Origin of the sequence: Dolichospermum sp. UHCC 0352, assembly GCF_009711925.1 — a bacterium.
In the GTDB taxonomy this organism is placed as follows: domain Bacteria; phylum Cyanobacteriota; class Cyanobacteriia; order Cyanobacteriales; family Nostocaceae; genus Dolichospermum; species Dolichospermum lemmermannii.
Genome location: NZ_VIKY01000126.1, coordinates 1 through 24,395, shown reverse-complemented (window position 1 = coordinate 24,395; position 24,395 = coordinate 1). Strand labels below are relative to the sequence as shown.

General features: G+C 40.1%; 20 protein-coding genes and 2 pseudogenes. 11 read left to right on the top strand and 11 right to left on the bottom strand.

The annotated features are described in order from the left end of the window. Positions 1 to 44: 44 nt before the first annotated feature. Together FJR06_RS08575 and FJR06_RS08570 are read right to left on the bottom strand one after the other, a co-directional pair. Positions 45 to 453: pseudogene (locus FJR06_RS08575) on the bottom strand (chaperonin family protein RbcX). 70 nt (positions 454 to 523) lie between these two features. Beyond that, positions 524 to 1,954 carry a form I ribulose bisphosphate carboxylase large subunit gene (locus tag FJR06_RS08570; RefSeq protein WP_015079279.1) on the bottom strand — a complete coding sequence of 477 codons (1,431 nt, stop codon included), beginning with the start codon at positions 1,952 to 1,954 and terminating at the stop codon, positions 524 to 526. 703 nt (positions 1,955 to 2,657) lie between these two features. Here FJR06_RS08570 and FJR06_RS08565 point away from each other — a divergent pair. The 4 genes and pseudogenes from FJR06_RS08565 to panB all read left to right on the top strand — a co-directional run bounded on the left by FJR06_RS08565 (position 2,658) and on the right by panB (position 4,506). Further along, a complete protein-coding gene (locus FJR06_RS08565; protein WP_254433072.1) occupies positions 2,658 to 2,933 on the top strand; it encodes a hypothetical protein in 276 nt (91 codons plus the stop codon). Continuing rightward, a complete protein-coding gene (locus tag FJR06_RS08560) occupies positions 2,914 to 3,195 on the top strand; it encodes a type II toxin-antitoxin system YafQ family toxin (protein WP_168633972.1) in 282 nt (93 codons plus the stop codon). The genes FJR06_RS08565 and FJR06_RS08560 overlap by 20 nt, the downstream gene beginning before the upstream one ends. A 345-nt stretch (positions 3,196 to 3,540) precedes the next feature. Continuing rightward, positions 3,541 to 3,671: pseudogene (locus tag FJR06_RS24295) on the top strand (transcriptional regulator); the annotation flags it as partial. Positions 3,672 to 3,732: 61 nt separating this feature from the next. After that, a complete protein-coding gene (gene panB / locus FJR06_RS08550) occupies positions 3,733 to 4,506 on the top strand; it encodes a 3-methyl-2-oxobutanoate hydroxymethyltransferase (protein WP_148765922.1) in 774 nt (257 codons plus the stop codon). Between the two features lie 124 nt (positions 4,507 to 4,630). Here panB and FJR06_RS08545 read toward each other — a convergent pair whose 3' ends face one another. Together FJR06_RS08545 and FJR06_RS08540 are read right to left on the bottom strand one after the other, a co-directional pair. After that, a complete protein-coding gene (locus FJR06_RS08545) occupies positions 4,631 to 5,590 on the bottom strand; it encodes a DUF1517 domain-containing protein (protein WP_168651239.1) in 960 nt (319 codons plus the stop codon). A gap of 306 nt (positions 5,591 to 5,896) precedes the next feature. Continuing rightward, entirely contained in the window at positions 5,897 to 6,301 is a 405-nt protein-coding gene (locus FJR06_RS08540) for a hypothetical protein (RefSeq protein WP_015079273.1), read from the bottom strand. A gap of 423 nt (positions 6,302 to 6,724) precedes the next feature. On the opposite strand from FJR06_RS08540, the gene FJR06_RS08535 reads away from it, so the two are divergent. From FJR06_RS08535 to FJR06_RS08525, 3 genes are all read left to right on the top strand, one after another. Further along, the gene (locus FJR06_RS08535; RefSeq protein WP_168651238.1) at positions 6,725 to 8,029 is read left to right on the top strand and encodes an efflux RND transporter periplasmic adaptor subunit; all 1,305 of its coding nucleotides are present in this window, start codon (positions 6,725 to 6,727) and stop codon (positions 8,027 to 8,029) included. Between the two features lie 71 nt (positions 8,030 to 8,100). Further along, entirely contained in the window at positions 8,101 to 11,268 is a 3,168-nt protein-coding gene (locus FJR06_RS08530; protein WP_168651237.1) for an efflux RND transporter permease subunit, read from the top strand. A 255-nt stretch (positions 11,269 to 11,523) separates the two neighbouring features. Next, entirely contained in the window at positions 11,524 to 12,450 is a 927-nt protein-coding gene (locus tag FJR06_RS08525) for an AAA family ATPase (RefSeq protein ID WP_168651236.1), read from the top strand. Between the two features lie 55 nt (positions 12,451 to 12,505). Here the strand turns inward: FJR06_RS08525 and FJR06_RS08520 are convergent, their stop codons facing one another. Together FJR06_RS08520 and FJR06_RS08515 are read right to left on the bottom strand one after the other, a co-directional pair. Further along, the gene (locus FJR06_RS08520; protein WP_015079268.1) at positions 12,506 to 13,459 is read right to left on the bottom strand and encodes a M48 family metallopeptidase; all 954 of its coding nucleotides are present in this window, start codon (positions 13,457 to 13,459) and stop codon (positions 12,506 to 12,508) included. A gap of 43 nt (positions 13,460 to 13,502) precedes the next feature. Continuing rightward, positions 13,503 to 13,724 carry a hypothetical protein gene (locus FJR06_RS08515; RefSeq protein WP_168651232.1) on the bottom strand — a complete coding sequence of 74 codons (222 nt, stop codon included), beginning with the start codon at positions 13,722 to 13,724 and terminating at the stop codon, positions 13,503 to 13,505. On the opposite strand from FJR06_RS08515, the gene FJR06_RS08510 reads away from it, so the two are divergent. From FJR06_RS08510 to FJR06_RS08500, 3 genes are all read left to right on the top strand, one after another. Further along, positions 13,697 to 15,241, top strand: coding sequence for an ATP-dependent DNA helicase (locus FJR06_RS08510; protein ID WP_168651235.1), 1,545 nt, complete (start codon positions 13,697 to 13,699; stop codon positions 15,239 to 15,241). The genes FJR06_RS08515 and FJR06_RS08510 overlap by 28 nt on opposite strands. A gap of 67 nt (positions 15,242 to 15,308) precedes the next feature. Beyond that, positions 15,309 to 15,527, top strand: a complete 219-nt coding sequence (locus tag FJR06_RS08505; RefSeq protein WP_041457777.1) for a DUF2839 domain-containing protein — start codon at positions 15,309 to 15,311, stop codon at positions 15,525 to 15,527. A gap of 158 nt (positions 15,528 to 15,685) precedes the next feature. After that, positions 15,686 to 16,432, top strand: coding sequence for a creatininase family protein (locus tag FJR06_RS08500; RefSeq protein WP_168651234.1), 747 nt, complete (start codon positions 15,686 to 15,688; stop codon positions 16,430 to 16,432). A gap of 58 nt (positions 16,433 to 16,490) precedes the next feature. Here the strand turns inward: FJR06_RS08500 and thiS are convergent, their stop codons facing one another. The 3 genes from thiS to FJR06_RS08480 form a co-directional block, all read right to left on the bottom strand. Then, positions 16,491 to 16,703 carry a sulfur carrier protein ThiS gene (gene thiS, locus FJR06_RS08495; RefSeq protein ID WP_015079264.1) on the bottom strand — a complete coding sequence of 71 codons (213 nt, stop codon included), beginning with the start codon at positions 16,701 to 16,703 and terminating at the stop codon, positions 16,491 to 16,493. Positions 16,704 to 17,132: 429 nt separating this feature from the next. Further along, positions 17,133 to 17,915, bottom strand: coding sequence for a DUF4058 family protein (locus FJR06_RS08485; protein ID WP_168651233.1), 783 nt, complete (start codon positions 17,913 to 17,915; stop codon positions 17,133 to 17,135). Between the two features lie 97 nt (positions 17,916 to 18,012). Continuing rightward, on the bottom strand, positions 18,013 to 19,050 hold the full coding sequence (locus FJR06_RS08480) for a thiamine phosphate synthase (protein WP_015079262.1): 1,038 nt from the start codon (positions 19,048 to 19,050) through the stop codon (positions 18,013 to 18,015). A 238-nt stretch (positions 19,051 to 19,288) separates the two neighbouring features. On the opposite strand from FJR06_RS08480, the gene FJR06_RS08475 reads away from it, so the two are divergent. Beyond that, on the top strand, positions 19,289 to 20,866 hold the full coding sequence (locus tag FJR06_RS08475; RefSeq protein ID WP_015079261.1) for a DUF1565 domain-containing protein: 1,578 nt from the start codon (positions 19,289 to 19,291) through the stop codon (positions 20,864 to 20,866). Between the two features lie 325 nt (positions 20,867 to 21,191). Here FJR06_RS08475 and FJR06_RS08470 read toward each other — a convergent pair whose 3' ends face one another. Both FJR06_RS08470 and FJR06_RS08465 read right to left on the bottom strand, forming a co-directional pair. Then, entirely contained in the window at positions 21,192 to 21,905 is a 714-nt protein-coding gene (locus FJR06_RS08470) for a hypothetical protein (protein ID WP_323294632.1), read from the bottom strand. A 96-nt stretch (positions 21,906 to 22,001) separates the two neighbouring features. Continuing rightward, entirely contained in the window at positions 22,002 to 24,089 is a 2,088-nt protein-coding gene (locus FJR06_RS08465; protein WP_015079259.1) for an S-layer homology domain-containing protein, read from the bottom strand. Positions 24,090 to 24,395: the final 306 nt, after the last annotated feature.

The window sequence follows — 24,395 nt, the reverse complement described above, 5'->3', positions numbered from 1 at the left end:
TTTTTGATAAGTGGGGGGAGATTTTTTATGACTTGGTTGACTGACTAATTAGATAAATTATCCAAATTAGAATCAGATATTGTCTGTCTTTGGTATTTCGAGGCTGGGACTTGATAAACTTAGTTGCGTAATGCGTTCGAGATGCTGGCGACGCTGTTCCATATTGGCTTGCTGAATGCCAGTTATCACCATTTCTGGTAAAAACTCTGTCACTTCCGCCGCTATATGTTCCCTGACAGTCATAATCCGCAAAGCCAAATCTGACTTTTCTAGAAACAGTTCCTCAATATAGGCTTCTCCGTCTTGGATTTTGCCAGCGGAGAAGTTTTGCAACCAATGTGCCAGAGGAGGATTTGTTTCGCCTAGCTGTGCCAATACAGTCCTCAACGCCTGATAAGTCAGGTAGCTTTGGAGAGTTTTGGCTGTGTCTTTCGCAATTTGCTTTAAATCCATGCTTGACCCAGCCCTTTAGATTTTTAGATTTTGGATTGTATATGAATCCAAAATCTCAAATCCTCAATTATCAGACGGTATCCATTGCTTCAAACTCGAACTTAATTTCTTTCCACAGTTCGCAAGCAACAGCCAACTCAGGAGACCACTTAGCAGCTTCGCGGATAATATCGTTACCTTCACGAGCCAAGTTGCGACCTTCGTTACGAGCTTGAACAACTGCTTCTAGAGCTACGCGGTTAGCTGTAGCACCAGGAGCGTTACCCCAAGGATGTCCGAGAGTACCACCACCGAATTGGAGTACGGAGTCATCACCAAAGATTTCTACCAACGCGGGCATATGCCATACGTGGATACCACCGGAAGCAACTGCCATTACACCGGGTAAGGAAGCCCAGTCTTGGGTAAAGTAAATACCACGAGACTTGTCTTGCTCGATGTAGTTTTCACGCAATAGGTCAACGAAGCCCATGGTGATTCCCCGTTCACCTTCTAACTTACCAACTACTGTACCGGTGTGAATGTGGTCACCACCAGACAAGCGGAGAGCTTTAGCCAATACGCGGAAGTGGATACCGTGGTTCTTCTGACGGTCAATTACAGCGTGCATAGCACGGTGAATGTGCAACAGAATACCGTTATCACGACACCAGCGAGATAATGTGGTGTTAGCGGTGAAACCTGCGGTCAGGTAATCGTGCATGATGATGGGCTGCTTGAGTTCTTTAGCGTACTCAGCCCGTTGGATCATTTGTTCGCAGGTAGGAGCGGTAACGTTTAGGTAGTGACCCTTGATTTCGCCGGTTTCTGCTTGTGCTTTGTTGATAGCTTCAGATACAAACAAGAAGCGATCGCGCCATCTTTGGAAAGGAGCAGAGTTGATGTTTTCGTCGTCTTTGGTGAAGTCCAAACCACCACGTAAACATTCATAAACTGCGCGTCCGTAGTTCTTAGCGGAAAGACCTAATTTGGGCTTGATTGTACAACCCAACAGAGGACGACCGTATTTGTTCAATTTGTCGCGCTCTACTTGGATACCGTGAGGAGGTCCTTGGAAAGTCTTGATGTAAGCTACAGGGAAACGAATGTCTTCCAAACGTAACGCCCGTAAAGCTTTAAAACCAAATACGTTACCGACGATGGAGGTTAGTACGTTGGTGATAGAACCTTCTTCAAACAAGTCCAAAGGATAAGCAACATAACAAATATATTGGTTATCTTCACCGGGAACTGGTTCGATGTCGTAACAACGACCTTTGTAGCGATCTAGGTCGGTGAGCAAGTCTGTCCATACTGTTGTCCAAGTACCAGTGGAAGACTCAGCAGCTACAGCCGCACCAGCTTCTTCAGGAGGAACTCCGGGTTGGGGGGTCATCCGGAAAGCTGCTAATAAATCTGTATCTTTAGGAGTGTAATCAGGTGTGTAATAAGTTAGTCTGTAATCTTGAACCCCAGCTTTATACCCAGACTTAGCCTGAGTCTTAGTTTGCGCGTAAGACATATTTTTCTTCCAAGAAGTCTTTCTTTTTACTATCAAATCACGTTATGTGCCACTTCTTCTCATTCCTACTCTTAATTCATTCTTAATGAGATTATAAGTTTTGCTTATAGTTAGGGGCGATCAATTTCTATGGTGGCAGTATTACTCCTGCACGAATTAAGTTGCGGTAATTGCTACTGCAACAAATTGTTTACCAGTTATTTTTCGTCCCAAGAATACAAAATCTTTTCATCTTGAGTTTGCATACCCTACTCAACTGGCTTGATTCAGCCGTCTGCGGATTTTTGCCTGAAAGCCGCATTCCAGACCTAAGGCTGGTTTGCTGCAACTCTCTTTTTTTCCTGATGTCTTTACCTAAAGCGGGTAAGGAGGGATCATGAGGCATTTTTCCTGAAGACAAGTTTAGTCAGGGGATGAGCAAGAAAAGAAGAAACTGCACATCACGGAATTTGTAGCTTACCCCACAATATATCAATAATTCAATAAGTTATTTTGCGAATTTTGTTAATTGATATATTTAAATTTGTTATCACATAAAGATTTAACATTTTGTGAAGATTTGTTTACAATTGTGTATATCTCAAGTAAATATTCACTTGAAAGTTATGCAATACCTGTAGATGTAGCTGGTACTTAAAAGCTTTAAGACAAGTATATATTGCTACTGTTTTATACTAAGTAAATTACTCATGCAATTTGCTCAATGGGAGATAATATAGAAACAGAGAGTTGTTTTAGAGGAGATTCTATGCTGACGTTACAAGAAATTATTACTTCTATTGAAAGATTACCCACAGAAGATAGAGAGTATTTATTTGAGTTTCTTCAAAAGCAACGAATTGAGAAGAAGCGGGCTGAAATTTTAACTAATGCTCAGGAAGTTAAACAAGCTTTTAAAGATGGTACAGCAAAGAGGGGAAGCGTTGATGATTTAATCTCTGATTTACTAGGAGATGATGATGGAAGTTGTCTGGAGTAGTGGATTCAAGCGGTCTTTTAGGAAGATTACCAAGAAAACCCCGCAATTAAAAAATCAAATTGTTAATGTATTAAGTCCTTTGGCCGATGATCCCTTTACACCGTCTTTGAAGTCTCATAAGTTAGGAGGAAATTTAGCGGGTTTATGGTCTTGTTCTGTTACTTATGATTGTAGAATTATCTTTAATTTCTCTGAAGATGAAGAGTTATTAGAAATGATTATTTTATTGATAGATATTGGCAGTCATGATGAAGTTTATTAAATGGTAAAATTTAGGCTGAGACTTTGCATTTCAAGATTAAAATAGCCTAACTAATTAAATGAATATGCAAAAATAATATCAAGCTGGATATACTTAACTAAATGCGTGCAAATTTACTGAGATTAATAGCTTTACCAAGCATAAGTAGGTGAACACAATAAAACCAAACTGTGTAAAGAAATGTAAAATCGCTGAAAACTTCTTTACTCTTGCCTCTTGCCTCTGGTTACTGAGCGAAGTCGAAGTATTGCCTCTTGCCTAGTGCTATGACGACAATTTTCAACGCCAACCTACTTAGTCACACCAGCTATAGCCCAAAAGGTTGATAATACAGACAAAAATCCCAGTCCCCAAGGATTAATTTGGGCGGGAATGCCAAATCAATTGTTAGTGATTAACCAAAAAATGGTATTGTATTACGGTCTGTAACTCCCCTGCGCGGACGTAACGTGACATCAGTTAAATTTGCCAGAGATTGACAATTATCAGTTGACAATTAACAATTAACAATTGACAATTATCAATTATCAATTCTTTATGGCAGTTACTACCCAACAATTAACTCAATGGAAACAACAGGGAAGGGCGATTGTTGCGTTAACTGCCTGGGATTATGCGATCGCTCAACTTTTGGATCTAGCTGGTGTAGACTTGATCTTAGTTGGTGATTCTCTTGCCGTCGTCCTTGGTTATGAAACTACCTTACCAATAACTTTAGATGAAATGATCCATCATGCTAAAGCTGTGCGGCGTGGGGTCAAAAATGCTTTAATGGTAGTTGATTTACCGTTTTTGACCTATCAAGAAAGTATCTCCCAAGCTATGCACTCCGCCGGTAGAGTGTTGAAAGAAACGGGGGCGCAAGCGGTAAAATTAGAAGGTGGCTATCCCGCAATGGTAGAAACCATTACCCGGTTAGTGCAGTCGGGGATTCCGGTTATGGGTCATGTGGGATTAACACCCCAGTCAATTCATCAATTAGGGTTACGACAACAGGGAAAAACCCAGGAAGAAGGTGAGAGAATTTTTCATGAAGCGATCGCTCTCGAACAAGCCGGGGTTTTTGCTATAGTATTAGAACATATTCCTACAAAACTAGCGCTGCAAATTACTCAAAAACTCCGTATTCCTACAATTGGAATTGGTGCAGGTTCTAGCTGTGATGGTCAAGTATTAGTCACTTCTGATATTCTCGGACTTTCGGAAAAACAACCACCATTCGCCAAGGTTTATACAAACTTACGAGAAACAATTACCAAAGCTGTCCAAGATTACGCTGTGGAAGTGCGAGAAGGACAGTTTCCTAAATGAGTTTGTTGGGCTTCGCCCCGCTTCGCTAACACGCTCCAGGCGCAGAGTCTCAGAGAGTGAGAGTTTGAGAGAATGTAGAGAAGTTTCAATGAACGTCTCTACATGAGTTTTGCAAAACTCCCAATTAAACCAATTTCAAATCAGGATATTCCGCAAACAAATCATCTGATGTCAGTGTATCCTCTGACGCTTGGGGAGTCCACAAAACTTCAATTGCTAACAGTTGTTCACCACCAAGACTACCAATTTGACGTAAAGCTTGACGCAAATCATCAGCATTATTAATAGCGGGAATTTCACATTTACCCAAAGTTGCTGCTAATAAGGTGACGATAATATATTCTCCTGGCCCTTCACTAATCAAACGAGTCGGGTTATCTTCACCAGGTAAAGCTTCCTGACAAACAGCCTTGAGTTGATTATTCACATTAGAAAGAGTTTCTTCGCTAAACTTACTGCGTTCGGCTAAAGATAACCGATTAAATTGTGATTCTGCGGAATTTAACTTTGCTTGTTGAGTTCCACCACCTGCATATACCCAATATTCAGGGTGACGCAATAAAGCCAAACTAGCTTCTTGTAAAACTTCGCTTCTTCCCGCTGGGCTATTGGTATCAGCAGTTTCCGCAATTCGATTGAGTTCGGGTTGTAAATCTCTTGCTTGGGCTAGTAAACCAACTTGTAACCGGGTGACAGACACCGAAGGGTTGCTGCTATAGCTGACTTCTTCCGTTTCTCCACTGGTAACACGGCGAAATGTTTGCACTAAAAAATTCGCCATGGCAAAAAAGATCAAAATCCCAAACAACCCGCCAAAACCGCCACCAAAACCCCATAAGGGCAAAAGAAACGGAAATCCGAAACCACCGCCATAGGGAGCATAGTAGCCGCCATTACCGGGCATACTTGTCCGGGGTGTGTAGGTACGGCTAGAAGGCATTCTAAAAGAACCACCACCGATTCTGCCACCACTGCGGGCTGCTAAGGCATCATTAGCATGACTGAACGCCAAAGTTAGCACTAAGCTAAGAATAAAGGCGGTTTTAAATAGGGGTTTGAGGAATCCTTGTAGTTTTTTACTCATAAGACATTTATTGTGACAACTGTATTTTGATGATGACTTCCCCTGTTTTGAAGAAGTAACGCTGTCTCTAATCTACCGTGTCTTATCTTTATTAGGGAGAAAATAGGGAGGGATTTCTAGAGTTGATAACCGTACTCAGTCAATTTCTCCAACAAAATCTTTCATCAAATCTCACAATTCAATCTTATCAATCATAATTTATTGAGTTTTTGAAAAAATTGGTGATTGTTTTTATCTTTTTATTACCAGTTGCAAAAACTCAGATTTCTCACAACTGAAATAATTTACTATTACCAATTTTGAACTTTATTTATGACTGTCAAGTAAATCATGGTGAGAGAAAATTCCCTTCAATTTTAAATTAGTGAAGACATTTATAGAATTTACTAATTCTCGTTGTTGAGAACTTAAATTTATTGCTTCTAAAGCTTGATCAATATTATTACCATTATGTAATTTGTGAGCAAGCAAGTTACGTTGAGATAAATCTAAAATTGCGGCAATTTCTTTATTTCGACGCTGACGAATCCCCTGTAGTTCTTGATTTTCTTGGGGAGTAAAATCATATTCAGATAATTTGATATTATCCCTAATTTCTCCAGAGTTAGTAAAAAAGTGATCTGCGAAAGCAAAAGGAACTTCCCAGGAGAAAAGGACAACAGCAAAAATAAGAGCCAAAGTCAAGAACCGTTGTATCAATTTATTAATCATGTTGATTTTGATGTTAATAACAGCTTAAATTAAATTCTAACCAGGGAAAGATTAGCCTAGACAATTTTCCTATTTCTGGGTACGACTTGCCAAAGAGAAACAAACATTGATCAGCATTTATTCAATAGAACAAAGTTACTAGTTGTTAAATGGCATAAATCCTGAGTTCAAGACAGTGACAAGGAAATCAGGCTGTTTCTATATTCGAGGTGAGCTAAAACAGATAATGTTTTCTCTATGACTAAATTCAGAAATTGATCATCAAGATAATTATTTTGCCGATTGATTGTAAAAAAATGTAAAGCCTGTATATTTAAATTAGATAATACATATTTTTGCCAGTGCATCATAAATTAGAAGTTTCAAAATTCATATCATACACATAGATTTTTAACTATTCATTCCGTCAACTTGTTATCAGTCATGACATTACCTGAACCTCAAACCGATATTAAAGACATTTCTCCCTCACCTCCCAAGTCAAATCGGTGGCTGCGGTTGGTATTAGCCGCACTGTTATTGATTGGGGGTGTCAGCGGGATAGCATGGAAATTGCTAAATCCTGAAAAACCAACTCCAGCAGTTGCTAATGCGCCACCTCCAGGGGTTAAAGTTAAACTATCACCAGTGCAAACAGGTACAGTTGAAGATAGTACGGAATATATAGCCAGTTTAGAATCGCGGCGTTCAGTCAATCTCCAACCGCGAATTCAAGGACAAGTTTCCCAAATATTCGTCAAATCAGGAGATTCAGTTTCCTCCGGGACTGCGATTCTGCAAATAGATTCTCAACAACAACAAGCCGCAGTTAGTAGTTTATCTGCTGCTGGTCGAGGTTCACAAGCGCAACTAGAAAATGTTCGCGCTACTCTTAAATCTTTGCAAGCAGAACGGTTAGCAAATATCGCAGATGTGCGTTTAAACCAACAAGATTATAATCGCTATTCTGAATTAGCTGCACAAGGGGCTGTATCTCGTCAGACTCAAGATTTATATGCTAACAAACTAGCGACGGCAAAAGCCCAACTAGGGGCGATAGATTCCCGTATTCAAGCTCAAATAGCTACCATATCCCAGGTAGAAAAATCCTTAGTCCAAGCTGATGCCAATATTAAACAACAACAAATTCAACTTCAGTATTACACAATTACTGCTCCCTTCACTGGAACTGTTGGTGATATTCCCGTTAAAGTAGGGGATGTTGTGAATACTTCCACACCATTAGCAACTATTACCCAAAACCGACCTTTGGACGTTAAAATTCCTGTCCCTTTGGAAAAAGGTACACAATTACGTCCAGGATTACCAGTTGAATTAATTAACGCTCAGGGTAAAATCATCGGCAATAGTAGTATTTTCTTTATTTCTCCCAATATTACAAATAACTCTCAATCAATATTAGTTAAGGCACTTTATAACAATGACAATGGGCAACTACGAGCCGATCAATTAATTCGGGCTAAAGTGATTTGGAATCAACGTTCTGGCGTGCTAGTTCCCACAACAGCAATATCTCGAATTGCTGGGGAAACCTTTGTATTTGTAGCCGAAACTGGAAAATCTCCTCAAGGTGTTTCTCAATTAATAGCTAAACAAAAACAGGTGAAGTTAGGCAAGATTAAAGGGAATGATTATCAAGTAATTGAGGGATTACAACGGGATGAAAAATTGATAATTTCAGGAATACAAAACCTCAGAGATGAACTTCCAATAATTCCTGAAAATTGACAATAGCAAGATCCCCGACTTCTTGAAGAAGTCGGGGATCTTTTTAATCACCAATTACCAATTACCAATTTATGTTTGTTAACTTCTTTATTAAGCGACCTGTATTTACCAGCGTCTGCGCTATTATCATTTTACTTGTTGGTGCAATCAGTATTCCCACATTACCTACAGCCCAGTATCCAGAAATTAGTCCCACGCAGATTATCGTCAATTCTAATTATGTTGGTGCTAGTGCGGAAATTGTTGAAAGTACCGTCACAACGATTTTAGAACGACAAATTAACGGTGTCGAAGGCATTAAATACATGACTTCGAGTAGTAGTAATGATGGCAGTAGTACGATTACTGTCACATTTGATGCTTCGCGGGACAAGGATATTGCTGCCGTTGATGTGCAAAACCGTGTTACTTCCGCTCAACCGCAGTTACCAGATAGTGTGAAGCAAACAGGAGTGACTGTGAGTAAACAGTCTAACAATATTTTGTTAGCGATCGGTTTGTTTAGTGATAATAAAGCCTTAAATAATGTCTTTTTAAGTAATTATGCAGATTTATATCTGGTAGATGCCCTCAAACGGATTAAAGGTGTCAGTGAGGCGCGGATTTTTGGGGAACGTCGCTATGCAATGCGTCTATGGCTTGACCCGAATAAATTGGCTAGTCGGAATTTAACTACTGGTGATGTTATTGATGCCCTGAATGAACAAAACCTACAGGTAGGTGCGGGACAAATTGGACAACAGCCAGCCGTAGATGGTCAAATGTATCAAATTGACTTGAGGGCAGTTAGTAGACTGACGGAAGTTGAGGAATTTGACAATGTGGTAATTAAAACTGCTGGTGACGGTAGTTTGATTAAGTTAAAAGATGTGGGAAGGGCGGAATTGGGAGCGCAAAACTATAGCTCATTTCTGCGGTTTAAGGGGAATGAGGGTGTGGGACTGGGGATATTTCCGGCACCAGGAAGTAATGTTTTGGACGTGGCTAATTTAGTCAAAAAGGAAATAGCGCAATTGTCGCAAAGCTTTCCGCCAGGGATGAAATATCAAGTGGCATTTGACACCACTACGATTGTAGAAGAATCTTTGGCAGAAGTGGTAAAAACTCTTTTAGAGGCGATCGCTCTGGTAATTCTCGTTATCTTTATTTTCCTACAAGATTGGCGGACTACGTTAATTCCTGTGATCACCATTCCTCTGTCCTTAGTGGGGACGTTTGCCTTCGTCAAAGCCTTTGGTTTTTCCGTCAACACCTTAACCATGTTTGGTTTAACCCTCGCAACCGGCATGGTAGTTGATGACGCGATTATTGTCGTGGAAAATATCTCCCGCTTAATTCAAGACCAAGGAATGTCACCCCGTCAAGCGGCTTCAGTCTCCATGGAAGAGCTATTTGGGGCAGTAATTGCTACTTCCCTAGTATTAATGGCGGTATTTGTCCCTGTCGCCTTTTTCCCCGGTGCAACTGGACAAATTTACAAACAATTTGCCCTGACAATTGCCTTTTCTATCGCCATTTCCACATTTTTGGCTCTCACCCTCACCCCTTCTCTTTCTGCCTTGTTGTTGCGGCAAAGACCCGCACCTAGAGGGATTTTGGGTTGGGTATTTGGTAGAATTAATTGGTTTTTAGAAGCCATGGGTTGGGGATATGAGCGCTCTTTAAAATTTTTGGTAAAAATAAAAGCGATTGTTCTCCTGTTATTTATCGGTTCATTAGGTTTCACTGCTTGGCTGTACATGACCGTACCCACAGCATTTCTCCCCGACGAAGACCAAGGTTATTTCATTACCATTATCCAAGGGCCAGAAGGTTCTTCACTCAAATACACCAGTAAAGTCATGAGTGAGGTAGAAGCAACAATCCTCAAATTACCAGAAGTTACAGGAACATTTGCAATTGGTGGTTTTGGTTTTAGTGGTAGCACCGCTAACAGTGGCATAATTTTCACAACTCTCAAATCCTGGGACGAACGTAAACAACCAAATCAATCAGTCCAAGCAATTATTGGTAATTTAAGAAAAAGCTTTTCAGGAATTACCGAAGCTAGAGTTTTCCCGGTTAATCCCCCCGCAATTCGCGGTTTAGGTAGTTTTAGTGGTTTCCAATTTCAGTTACAAGATATAGCGGGAACTAACAGCTTAAATTCCATGCTGCAAACCGTTGGTCAGTTCATGATGCAGGGAAATCAAACCCCCGGATTGCAAGCTGTATTTAGCACCTTTACCGCCAATACACCGCAAATCTTAATTGAAGTTGACCGGAATAAAGCGAAATCTCTGCAAGTTTCCATTGACGATATTTTTAAAACCCTGCAAACTTATTTGGGTTCACGATATGTCAATGATTTTAATTTTCTGTCTCGCACATATCGGGTATATGTTCAAGCAGATGCTCAGTTTCGTTCCAATCCTGATGATATCGGTTTATTAAATGTGCGTTCTCAGACTAATCAGATGATTCCTCTGAGTAGTTTAGTGAAATTAACGCCCACAACAGGAGCGCAAACCATTAATCATTATAACTTATTGCGTTCTATTGAAATTAACGGTTCTGCTGCTCCTGGTACTAGTTCTGGACAAGCAACTTTGGCTATGGAAAAACTAGCTAAAAAGATATTACCCACAAGCATGGGATATGAATGGTCGGGTATTGCGGCTCAGGAAAAAGAATCCGGTGGACAAGCACCAATCATTTTTGGTTTAGGTTTACTTTTCGTCTTTTTAGTATTAGCTGCTCAATATGAAAACTATGTTGACCCTTTGATTATTATGTTGTCAGTTCCCTTAGCTATTATGGGAGCTTTAGCATCACAATCATTAAGAGGTTTAAATAATGATGTATTTTGCCAAGTTGGGTTAGTCATGTTAATTGGTTTAGCCAGTAAAAATGCAATTTTAATTGTCGAATTTGCTAACCAGTTGCAAGAACAGCAAGGTTTATCAATTACCAAAGCAGCAGTAGAAGCAGCACAAGGTCGGTTACGTCCCATTCTCATGACTGCTTTTTCGACTTTGTTGGGAATTTTTCCCCTAGCAACTGCTACAGGTGCGGGTGCTGCGAGTCGTCAATCTTTAGGTACTGCTGTATTTGGGGGAATGTTTGTAGCGACTTTCTTGAGTTTGTTTATTGTGCCAATTCTCTATATCATCATTGGCAAAATTCGTCAACGTTTGCAACCTGTTCATCATGCTCCCCATTTAGAAGTGCGTGAAGAAGATCATGTTTCCATAAGATAGCATTCTCTCGTTCCTAGTCTAGAACACCGTAAGGGCGAAGCATTCGGGCGACTATGGTTCAAACCATTGATTTTCTGTCCGTAAGGGCGAAGCATTCGGGCGATAACCTATCGTTCAAACCATTGATTTTCTGTCCGAATGCTTCGCCCCTACTAATTGATAAGTAAGAAAAATATATCAGACCTATAAAGATTATGTTCTTTTATATTTCACGACTCCAAGCTATCATCAAAATCATAAGCAAAGGTGATAGTCATGACCGAACAGATATTAGAAAAACAAATAGATCACAACGACGGAATTGATTTAGAAGCAGCTTTCCAAGAATCTCATATCCAAGAAATTTTGGATAAGTTAGACCAGGAGTTAGTTGGATTAAAGTCCGTCAAAAACAAAATTAGAGAAATGGCGGCTTTGTTATTGGTTGACCGTATTCGTAAAAGCTTAGGTTTGAATGCAGGTGCGCCCAGTTTGCACATGACATTTTTAGGTAATCCTGGTATGGGTAAAACCACTGTAGCAATGCGAATGGCAGAAATCCTCTACCGGCTGGAATATATCCGTAAAGAAAATGTCATGTTGGTGACGCGAGATGATTTGGTGGGACAAGGTATGGGACAAACAGCGCCCAAAACCAGGGAAGTATTAAATAATGCCATGGGCGGAGTTTTATTAGTTGACGAAGCCTATACTTTATACCGTCCAGATTATCCTGGGGATTTTGGTTTAGAAGCCATAGAAATTCTCATGCAGGTCATGGAAAACCAAAGAGATGATTTGGTCGTTATTCTTGCTGGTTATAAAGACCAGATGGACAGATTTTTTCATAGTAATCCAGGGATGAATTCCCGCATTGGATTACATATTGAATTTAACGATTATGGTGTTGATAGTTTAATGACTATTGCCCAATCTATAGTCACAGCCCAAAACTATTGCTTTAGTCCAGATGCCGAAAAAGCCTTCCGCGAATATTTAATTAAACGGAAGACTATGCCCCATTTTGCCAATGCTAGAAGTGTGCGTAATGCTATAGATAGAGCGCGTTTACGTCAAGCAAATCGGTTATTAAGTAGTGGTAAACTGTTAAATAAGCAGGATTTAATTACCATTGAAGCAGTAGATATTCTCGCTAGTCGAGTATTTAGAGAAGGTGTTCCTGATTGCGAAACTGAAAGTTGATTAAATTCAGATTTTCAGATCCCCGACTTCTTGAAGAAGTCGGGGATCTTGTGATTTACTTTCTCATTTTGTTAATTTCTGCTTGTAATTTTTCAATTTCTTTTCTGAGTTTTTCCGCTTCATGATCAGGTGTTTCCGGTGTCACATCAACCGAACCATCAGCAGAACGCTGATAATTACCCCTTTTAATTTCCTGGTATTCTTCTGATACTGCCCAACTGCGTAAATAATGCAACCGTTCCACAGGAAAAGGATGACTCAGCATCATTCCTTGTGCGCCATTGTATAATAGAAACTTATATACTTGATTCAGCCCATCATCATCTAGTGCCTGATATTTTTCCGACTGCTGAATAAACTCTTGTAAACTACATTCATGGGCATATTTGTTACTACCTCCAGACAGTTTCATCATGGATGACATGACTGGGTTTAAATCATCCATCACTAATAAAGCCGCTCTATCTGCTGATAACTCAGCTTTGCGTCGCCACTCAAAAAAGGCATAAATCAAGGCTTGACTGACAAAATTACCTAAACCGAATGTTAGTTCACCAATGACGGAAGCGGCATTCATCGCCCACATCGCCATTTGAATTAAAATGGTATGACCACATTTAATATGTCCCAGTTCATGCGCTAAGACCGTCCGTAGTTCGGTTTCATTGAGTAACTCCAGTAACCCAGTGTTGACGACTATATAAGGATGTTCTTGTCCTAAAGCATAACTATTAACTTGGGCATCTTGAGCAATAAACAATCCCGGTTCACCGCTGATGTCCAAATCTCGAACACATTCCCGGAATATCTGGTAAATCGTGGAATATTGCCGCGGTCCGACTTGAATGGAGTTACCCATTAAATAGACAAATTGGGGGCGTTCATAGACAAATTCTACAAATTTACGGGCGATTAAATCAAAGCCGGGTAAATTGCGTAAAGCTTGTTCTGCTTGACGGTCTAAGGGATGTCTGAAGGCTTCGCTGGAAATTCCTGGGTAAGTTGGCATAATTTAGGAGATTGGTGATTGGTGATTGGTGATTGGTCATTGGTCATTGGTCATTGGTCATTGGTAAAACAACGGACAACGGACAACGGACAACGAACAACTGTACGGGCGAAGCATTTGGAGAACTATTTTTGGCAATGACCGATAATTTATCTTCCAAATGCTTCGCCCCTACGGACAACTGACAACGGACAACGAACAACTGACAACGAACAATTTTTATGGAATTAAAAGCACGTGATTGAAGCTGAAGTTCATTTATCATTACATAACTTCCTGCGATCGCAGGACGGGTTTCCTTCCTGGCCTCATCATTTAACGATGGCTAGGTTAGTGGCACGTGCTTTACGGTTGGGACGTAGTGCCTTAATCCAAGTAGGGGCGGTTTGTGGACATCAAGGGCGATATCGCACCAGTTTTATCGCTTCTGCTTTAATGTGGCATGGTTCTATAATTATTGTCGCTTCCGAAACTGTCCAGCAACGGTTGTTAAAGGTAGAAATTCCCCGACTCCAGCAGTGGCTACCAGCGAATAAACCCATTAGAACCGGTGACACTTGGCCAAGTCCTGATTTTCAGGGTTTGTTGTTGACTTCCCCTGAAGCTTGGTTAAAAGGACAATTGGCTGATAACAATCCATTTCCTGCGAATATTCCCACAATTATTGATGGTGTTGACGATTTAGAAGATTGGGTACGTTCTCAACTGACTCAAAGCATTGAACCCCATGATTGGGATCAATTAATGCTGGCTTATCCCTATCAAGCAGATTTAATTCGGGAAGTTAGGGTAGAACTAACATATAAATTATTTCAGCATCCAGAAAATCCCTACTCCTGTTATCTGATTTCTCAACCAGAAATTGAAATTTTACAAGAGTTATATTTAGCTTTAGATAAAAACAATCTTCCAAATGTTTGGCGAAATTTTTGGCAACAATTCCCAAATTTGGAAAATTCTTCTTACCCTACTTTATTTTGGTCAACAATTTCCCGTCGTCAAGGTTTATTTTCTTTATATTATGCTCCAATTGAATTGGGTAAAATCCTCGCCCCAATTTGGCAACGTCAACCTGTAGTATTAATTGGTAGTGCTTTAGAACCGCAAGCGGAAGCACCTCTTTTCCATCAACGTTTGGGTTTAGAGGATGTTACTTGCTTGAAATTTGCTGCTGATAGTCAAGGGGAAGCAATTCAACTTTATATTCCTTATAAGTTGCCTTTACCAAATACACCGGAATTTCAACAAGCATTAATTCATCAAGTTCGCACTTTGGTATGTTTGAGTGCAACTGCACCAGGAATGACGGTAATATTAATTGGGGATGTACCGCTAAAAGCCAGAGTGGGGACAATTTTGGCTTCTGAATTTGGTTCACGGGTGCAGGTAGAAAAAACTTGTTTAGATGAAAATGGGATTTTAATTACTGGTTGGGAATTTTGGCGCGAAAATCAAAGTGTTTTACCATCACCCAGATTGTTAATTATTGCAACTTTACCTTTACCATCTTTGGAAAATCCTTTGGTAGCTGGTAGAGTAGCTCATTATAAGCGATCGCACCAAGACTGGTTTCGACTATATTTATTACCCACAGCTATGAACGAATTACAAAGAGCGATCGCACCTGTCCGCGAAAATCAAGGTATAGTAGCTTTACTAGATAGTCGTGTCGTTAACCGCAGCTATGGCGTGCAAATCCTCTCTGCACTTAGTCCCCTAGCCAGATTAAACTATCTCGATCCTAGTTTGTTTTCTGCGAATAATGAAGATGATTCTGCTTAATTAATTTCCATGACGAATTTCTATTAAAATTTAAATTGAACTCAAAAAGAAACTAAATTATTAAATTATGGGTGAAGCAAAACGCCGTAAACACTCACTAGGAGAAGAATACGGACAAGACACTACTAGAATATTACCTTGGGTTCCCATCAATAAAACCCAAGCTTCACAATTTGTGGCTATCACTACTCGTGGTGCATGGATAGGTATTGGTAGTATGGTTGTCGCGTGGGTAATCATCCGTTTTATCGGTCCTGCTTTCGGTTGGTGGGAAATTGTTGGGTAATTGGTAATTGGTAATTGGTAATTGGTGATTGGTGATTGGTGATTGGTTGATTTTCTTTCTTCTTCTTCTTCTTCCTTCTTCCTCCTTTCTTTCTTTCTTTCTTCTTTTCTTTCTCCTTTTCTTTCTCCTGACTCCTGACTCCTGACTCCTAAAAAACAATGCTCTTACATTTAAGCACTTGGCCGGAAGTTGAAACTTATCTGCAACAATCTCAAGGAATAATTTTACCCATTGGTTCAACGGAACAACATGGACCCACGGGATTAATTGGGACTGATGCAATTTGTGCAGAATCCATATCAAAAGGTGTCGGGGAAGCAACTCAAGCCATGGTAGCACCAACTATTAATGTGGGTATGGCATTACATCATACTGCTTTTCCCGGAACAATTAGTTTACGTCCCAGCACTTTAATTTTAGTAATAAAAGATTATTTGACTTGTTTGGTAAAAGCTGGTTTTACCAAGTTCTATTTTATTAATGGACATGGAGGAAATATTGCGACTCTCAAAGCTGCTTTTTCGGAAACTTACGCTCATTTAGAAGATTTGCAAATTCCCAATTCCGCAAAAGTGCAATGTCAAGTTGCTAATTGGTTTATGGGTGGTTCTGTGTACAAACTTGCCAAAGAATTATATGGTAATCAAGAAGGTTCTCATGCTACCCCTAGCGAAGTAGCTGTTACCCAATACGTTTATCCAGACGCAATTAAAAAAGCATATCTTGATCCAGAAGTTGCTAGTGGACATAAAATTTATAGTTCCGTTGATTTTCGGTTACGTTATCCAGATGGCCGTATGGGTTCAAATCCAGATTTAGCAACCCCAGAACATGGTAAACAGTTTTATGATTTGTCTGTGGAGGAATTGAGTAAAGGGTATTTGGAGTTTATGAAGGAGGAATAGAGGTTTTTTCTCACGCTCCAGATGCAGAAACGGAGAGTAGAGCTATTATATTCTTATTTTAGCCACCACCAACTATAGTGACTACTTCTAAGCGATCGCCATTTTTGATTTGAGTTTCAGTCCAAAATTGACGATGTAAGATTTCACCGTTATATTCTACTGCGATTAAGCGCAGATTAAAACCCAACTGTTGGAGTAATTCTGGTAAAGCAGTTGGGGATAAACAATTGCGAGTTTCTCCATTGACTTGGAGATGAATTTGATTAGACATAAAGCGGGAAAAATTTTGAATTTAGGACTTATGAAAATAATAATGTAGTCAGAATCAGGATGTCTGGTTACTGAGCGAAGTCGAAGTACAGGATTAAAGGATTAACAGGATGAAATAGGGATTTTATCACCAATTGTCAATTGTACATTCTTGAAATCTATTTCGTTGTTGAAATTAGCGGCTTCAGTTGGCACTGGAGATGTATCAACTATACTAATTGGAGCAACAATAATATTCACAGTTATAGTTACTGTCAGCACCCTTTATTTATTTGATGCGGTGCAGTTGGGAAAGAAAATACTGAGTTGCTAGGGTCGGTTGATCTGATTCGATGAGCGATCGCACTACAGCTACCCAATCCCTTCTTGAAGTGTGGATTTTGTTTATGTAGCTGCGATTTCTAGTCACCAGAGTTGGTATAAATTTAGACTATAAATCTTGCTCTTTTAATAACTCATTTACCCAAATCAAATCAGTTTCTTGAATTGGGGGAACTGGTTCGGAATTATAATCTATTGCTAAATCTAAACCTGCACGATCAAATAAATCTTGAATCACATTTTGTAAATCTACTAAGGGTTCTATATCTTCTTTTTGTAGAGGTAAGAAAAAGGCGGGAATTGCTTCTGATAAATTAAAAGGATATAATTCTGCTCTAGGTCGTAATTGACTACGACTAACTAAAATTTGATAATCTGATTTAATATTATTATCTAATATGGGCATAGATTCACCAGCACGTAATAAATCTATTTCGACTAAATGTGTAGAACTTCCTAATATTTGTAATCGTTTAGTTTGATATGCTTTTCTTCCTTCTCCTTGACGTTTATTTTTAGGTGATAGCAATTCAATTACTGTGATCACTTCACCTGTAGCAACTTCTCTCACTTCTAAATAAGTTTCTCTAATTTCTTCTGGTATGGGGATATTTACTGTTACGGGTTTAACAGGTGGAGAAACTACAGCAATGTTAGATGATTTCTGAGTTGTAGGTTTTAAAGAACGGGCGATCGCCACATCAGGAATACCAATTAAAACAGAGTTGCGATCAGTATCATGATAAACTCTTTTTTCCACTGCTACTCTGTATTTTGGTCGCAACTGTGGTATCAATGACTCAGCTAGTAATGTCAGAATCCAATGATGTACTTCTGGCCAGAGTTCAGGATTTTCTAAGTAGGGGTTCATTCCTGGAAATGGTGAAGGCATAATAAATAAATTATCGGTTAAATATCTTTTAACCTACAGCATAGCAAAATTTTTTCCTGAAATTGATTTCATAGTTTAATCCGATTTTTCTTCTTTTCTATTTAATTCTGTGCAGTTGCGAAAGAAAATACTGAGTTGCTAGGGTAGGTTGATCTGATTCGATGAGCGATCGCACTACAGCTACCCGTTGCGCCCCTGCCTTCATCACATCATTAAGATTACTCATATCTATTCCCCCAATTGCAAACCAAGGAATTTGACAATTTTGAGAAACATACTTCACATACTCTAAACCCGCTGCGGCTTTACCTACTTTAGTCGGTGTTTCATACACAGGCCCCACACCAATATAATCCGCACCTTCGGCAATTGCCCCTTGCATTTCTTGGGGATTTGTGGTAGAGCGTCCGATAATGCGCTGATGTCCCAGTAATTGACGCGCTACAGCAATGGGTATATCCTGTTGTCCCAAATGGACACCATCAGCATCTACAGCCAAAGCTAAATCTACCCGATCATTAATAATGAATAAAGCCCCATAATGGTGACATAATTCACGCAGTCTTATCGCCCGTTCTAAGCGGACTAAATCATCAGCGGTCTTTTCCCGGTACTGTAACAGAGTTAATCCACCTTGAAGAGCCGCTTCGGTAATTGCGAATAAATTATCTGCGGGAGATGTTACCAGATATAAATGCGATCGCCATAATAACTGATGACGCTGATAACCCATCAAATTACTTTCCAGGGTATAAACTTGATAACGCATTTGTTTACAAGCTGCTCCCATATTCCCATGATAAAGCTTGCCATATTCTTCTAATACGCGTAAAGCTTCCTGCACCCGGCAAAAATTAGCCTGTAATAGCGATGTAATATCAGCCCGTTGTTCCTCTTGGGGATGACTCAAATCCGTTCCTGGATCACCCTGTGTATCTCGTGCTGCGCGGATTTCTGCCGTATGCCAAGTACCCAACTCCTGACGCAAGTGTTTACATATACCTGAAAACTGGGCATTATTTAAACCAAACCGACACCATTCTTCAATAATTCGCAACCCTTCACGAGCGCGATCTAAATTAGCATCTAAAATGCGATAAACAGTTTGTTGTGTGTGACTATGGGCTGAAACCATTACAAAACCTCATTTTTAATGCTTTTATAGTAATAGCCAGCCTGATTCATATTTTAATATTTTAATTATTAAATACTTGCTAACTAATCGTGGTCAATTTGTCAAGATACAAGTAGCATCGTAGACATACTATCATGAAATAGTATAAAAATTAATTGTATAACAGTTGATATCCAGTCTCAGATCCAAATAAACTTTCAGTGTTGTTGCTATAAATTTTAGAGGAGTTTTATAAAAAATGATAGTCCCCCAAAAATCTGTGAACACCCGACAAAACTCCCTGAGTTGCTCAATTTTGAGTTTAACAGTTGGTTTAGGAGTAACGAGTACAATACTCTTCATAACAAGTGCAAGTAGTGTCTTTGCTCAAGTTCCGAGGGTTGGCGAACAAATACTTCAAGGTGAAAAAACAATCTCTCAGATTAACCAATCATTTGTCAACCCCAGTACAGGAAATGACAAAATAGGTAATGGTAGTATTAGCGCACCTTGGCGGACAATTAGCCAAGCCCTAGAAGCATCACCTTCTAATAGTGTAATTATCCTCTCTCCCGGTACATATAGCGTCCAAAGTGGAGAAGTATTTCCTTTAATGTTGAAACCTGGTATAGCCATTCAAGGCAACATTAACAATAAAGGCCAAACTGTGACAATTACTGGTGGTGGCGAATTTCTCAGTCGCCGATTTGGTGGTCAAAATGTGGCTATTGTCGGTGCTAACCAAGCTAGTTTAAGTGGTGTCACCGTCACTAATACCAATTCTCGTGGTTATGGATTATGGATTGAATCCAGTAATATTATAGTTCGGGAAAATACCTTTACTAATAATACCCAAGATGGAATTGCTGTCGCTGGTGATGGGACACCCAGTATTAGTAAAAATGTTTTTGTTCGCAATGGTGCTAATGGCATAACTATTTCTGGAAATGCTCGCCCCGAAATCAGGGAAAATATCTTTCAAGAAACTGGTTTTGGGATTAATATTGCCCAAAATGCGTCTCCTGTGGTGGTAGCTAACCAAATTCAGAATAATAGATCGGGGATTATTGTCCAAGCAAATGCTACACCAATGTTAAGGAATAATCTGATTCAAGGTAACAGAGAAGATGGTCTAGTTGTAATTGCCCAAGCTAGACCAGATTTAGGTAGTAGTTATGACCCAGGCAAGAATATCTTTCGGAATAATGGTCGTCATGATATCAACGCCCAAACTGCGAAGTTGGTGATTTCTGCGGCAGGAAATAATTTGGTTAGCGATCGCATCAGTGGTAAAGTGGATCTTCAAGGTACAACCGCATCTACAGCCAGAAATCCTGGTGCTAATTCTTTATCAACAGAAACTTCAGCCCGCAGGCCAATCACATTTTCTGCCCCCACAGTTCCCAATGCTCCTCATCAAAGAACGGTAACACCTTTAAAAATTAAACCCGTTTCTAATCCCAATCAATTGCCACGAGTACCAAATAATCTATCTAATCCATCCCAATTTAATTATACTCAACTTGATTCTGGTGCTATTGAATTTGTAGCTCCTCAAGCAGCCACAGGGGAAAATATGCAAAATTCAGCCCCAATATCAGACCCTCAAATTTATACAGCTACTGGGCAAAATGTCAGTTACCGGGTGCTAGTGTTGGTTGCAAATCAGCAGCAACAGAATTTAGTCAGTTCTCTGGTTAATGATGCTTTTCCCAAGGTTTGGCAAGGCCGCAGGGTGATGCAGGTGGGAGTTTTCAATAGTCAAGAAAGTGCCTCGGAAATGGTTAACCTCTTCAATAGCAAAGGTTTCAAATCAGTTGTTCAGGCTGTGAAATAATTGGTCATTGATCTAGGGATAGCTTATTTGTTTGGCTGCAATATTCCCGCCCGGAACTTAAGTTCCGGTCTCAAAGCTAAAGTGCGTTAAAACGCACTCTGGTTAACTCAAAATCAAAAATTATCCTATTTATGCCAAAGTAGTCGGTTTTAACCGACTTTAGCTTTTAGACAGGGAATTTATTCCCTGGCTTGAAGGGACATCAATTTACGTTAAGTTGATACCAATAAGCTCTTGCTTTACCCCTACCCACAGAATCAAATGAATCAGCCGTGTTGAGTATAATAGGGAAATATTGATATTTTTCTTGACTCTTGCCTCTTGCCTAAAATGCCAACTCCAATCTTTCACTGGTGAGGGCTTTGAGTTTGGAGGTGAAGGATTCGGTGCGATCGCTCTTTTGGGGCATAAACTGACCAATAGGGGGATGATTGGCCGTTGCTGGTAGCATTAACTGTTGGGCAGGTGGGGGGGAAATTTCCTCAATAATTTGCTGTTGTCTGATATTTGCTGTTAATTGATCAGAAGGAGATGCTGGGACTGGATTTTCTGGCTCAAAGTCCCGTTTCTCTGCTGTTGGCTGTAAATTATTATTTATTTGATACTTATAACTCACTGGAGCAGGTAATAAACGAAGATTTTTATATTCTTCCATCCTGATTTCCTGTTTAGTGGGTGGTAAAACTTGTAGGGAGGGAGAAGTGAGACGTTCAGGGAATTTGCTACAAATCATGCGCTCAAATTCCATATTGAAATGGTAGGTTGTCTCACCCTTTCGTCGCCAAAAGTTCAAGATTTGCTGTACAGATACGGCTTTATAACGACCTTGATACAAAGCTTCAATAACTGCTAAATGTAACCAATGCAGGGGATATTCAGATTGCCATTGGTTAACTAGCTCACTAGCATTGTGTCCGTTGAGATCAAAGCTGTAGTGAGTTAATAACTTAGCTGCTAGTTCGGCAGGAGGTGCGAAAGTTTGAGTGACCGGGGCTGTTGTTAACATGGGCTGTGAGTTATAGGCAATAGGTATAAACATTTCACCCATCGCATCTAGCCTAGCGTACTTTTAGCTACATGAGTAGTTTTTTTCACCAGCAGCAAAAGTCATAGGCAGTGTTTTCCATTCTACTTGTCAATTGCTGATATGCAAAACAACATAAGGTGAATTAATAACTTTTGTGCGTTGACTGGTGACTAATGCCTGATACACCATGGCTGCAACTTCGGCACGGGTGGCTTCCCTCGTGGGTGCTAGTAAATTGGGATCTGGATAATTAACAATAATTTTTTGCTGGGTAGCGATGGTAACTGCTGTCCGGGCATATTCGGGAATTTTATCTTGGTCAATGTAGGTTAAGGTTTTTTGAGCAGTGGCCGCAAGTCCCAGTCCGTTGACCAAGGAGACTATGACTTGTAGCCGTTGGACGTTTTGGGTAGGACGGAAGGTGCGATCGCTAAATCCGCCCACAAAACCGCCTCTGGCTGCAATTTCAATGGCGTTAGCTGCCCAAAAATCCTTGGCTATGTCTGTAAATTCTGGGGACGGACGTTTGGCTGGGGGATTAAAAGCCGCAGCAATTAAAGCTGTATATTGAGCGCGGCTCATGGCTTGATCTGGTTGGTATGTGCCATCAGCAAAACCCTGGGTTAAGTTCATACTAACTAATGCCCGAATAAATGGTTCGGCCCAATGGCCAACAATATCGGAAAAAGAGGGAATCTCTGTCTCTGGTTTGACAATATAGGCAGAGGGAAGGGGATTTTCTTGTCCTGTGGCGACTAATGCCTGATAAATTAGGACTGCGACTTCAGCGCGAGTAATTTCCCGCAATGGTTCTAATTGATCTGGTTGAGGATAATTGACAACTAATAGTTTTTGCGTAGCCACTGTCACTGCACTGGTAGCGTAACTGGGAATTTGAGCGCGATCGCTGTATACCATCAAGACGTTAGGATTACCACCACTCAAGTTTAAACCGTTGACAATGGAGACTAGGGCTTGAATTTTGGTTAAGTTATTTTCTGGTCGAAATGTGCCATCGGGAAAGCCTTTTAAAAAGCCTCTATCGGACGCACTGGCTATGGCTTTGGCAGCCCAAAAGTCTGATTTGACATCTTTGAATTTATCTAGTTGATTACTTTCCGGTAGTTGAAATGTCTTCGTCATCAAAGCTGCATATTGAGCGCGGGTAATGGGTGTGGCTGGTTGAAAAGTGCCATCAGGAAAACCACTAATAATATCTTTACTGACTAGGGCTTCCACGAAGGCTGCCGCCCAATGTCCTTCTAAATCAGCAAATCTACTGCTGACTCCGATTTGACTGGGGGTGTCAGCGGTAGCAGCGATGAAATCTATCGCCCCAATCACCTGGGGAAGACTTAATTGATTACCAACGGAGATGATTTTTTGATCTGTAACATTTTGTAAATCAAATTTACCCTGTTCTCGAAAAATGTTGTCTGCTGGGTCTTGGGGACTGCCTAAGTCGGGAACGGCATTACCGACGATTAAAAGACCACCTTGGGTGTTACTAGTGATGAGATTCCGCCGTAATACTGGTTTAGCATCACGGGAAAGGGCGATCGCTGTGCCATTGGCACAAAGTTGATTATTTGCTACTAAAGGTGCGGCAAAATCACTAATGGCTATGCCCAAAGCATTATTTTCAAATACATTCCGCAGCACTTCCCCTTTGCTATTCTTAGCTATGACTAATCCACACACTTTATTGTTAATAAACAAATTATCTACAATCCCCGGTTTCGCATTCCCAGTTATGAAAATTCCTTCTCTGGTACAGTTCTTAAATGTACTGTTGGCCACGGTAGGTATTGATGATTCAATCCACACGCCAGTACCTTTTGCGGCAGGATTAATCACCGTCACACCTAAAAGACTCGCATCACTTAGTAAAAGAAAAGTGATATTCTGTACCCCGAAACTAGGACTTTGATATTCACCACTGCCAGAAATGATCATTTCCTGGCCTTTATTTGCCTCATTTCCTACTACCAACACTCCCGGTGGAATGGTCAAGGGAAATACCTCACCATTGGCTGTGCTATAAGTTCCACTAGCTAACTGAATAATTGTTGATGCTTTTGCCTGTTTCAGGGCGCTGGTAATACTTTTTAGGGGACTAGGACGAGAACCCGTATTAGCATCATTTCCTGTAGCAGGATTAACATAGAGTGTGGCAACAAGACTAGAATTAACCATTGATTGTTAAACGAATAAGGTTTTAATGGTGACATCCATAATTAACCATACTTTTGACACACTCAATATTTCAAGTCGGTAATAAATAAAAATTCACACAAAAGTATCACAGCTTGAGGTGTTTGCCACTCTCAAGAAATTACCTGTCTCCACCACTATATGAACCTGACCAAACAATAAACCACAAATTACGACATCTTCCATCAATAAAGATTAAGTTAATACCAGGATAACTTTAGGTTAAATTGCGTATTTAGAGGATGTTTTAAAAGTTTTTCATGTGTAAACAGACCCCTCTCCAAACCT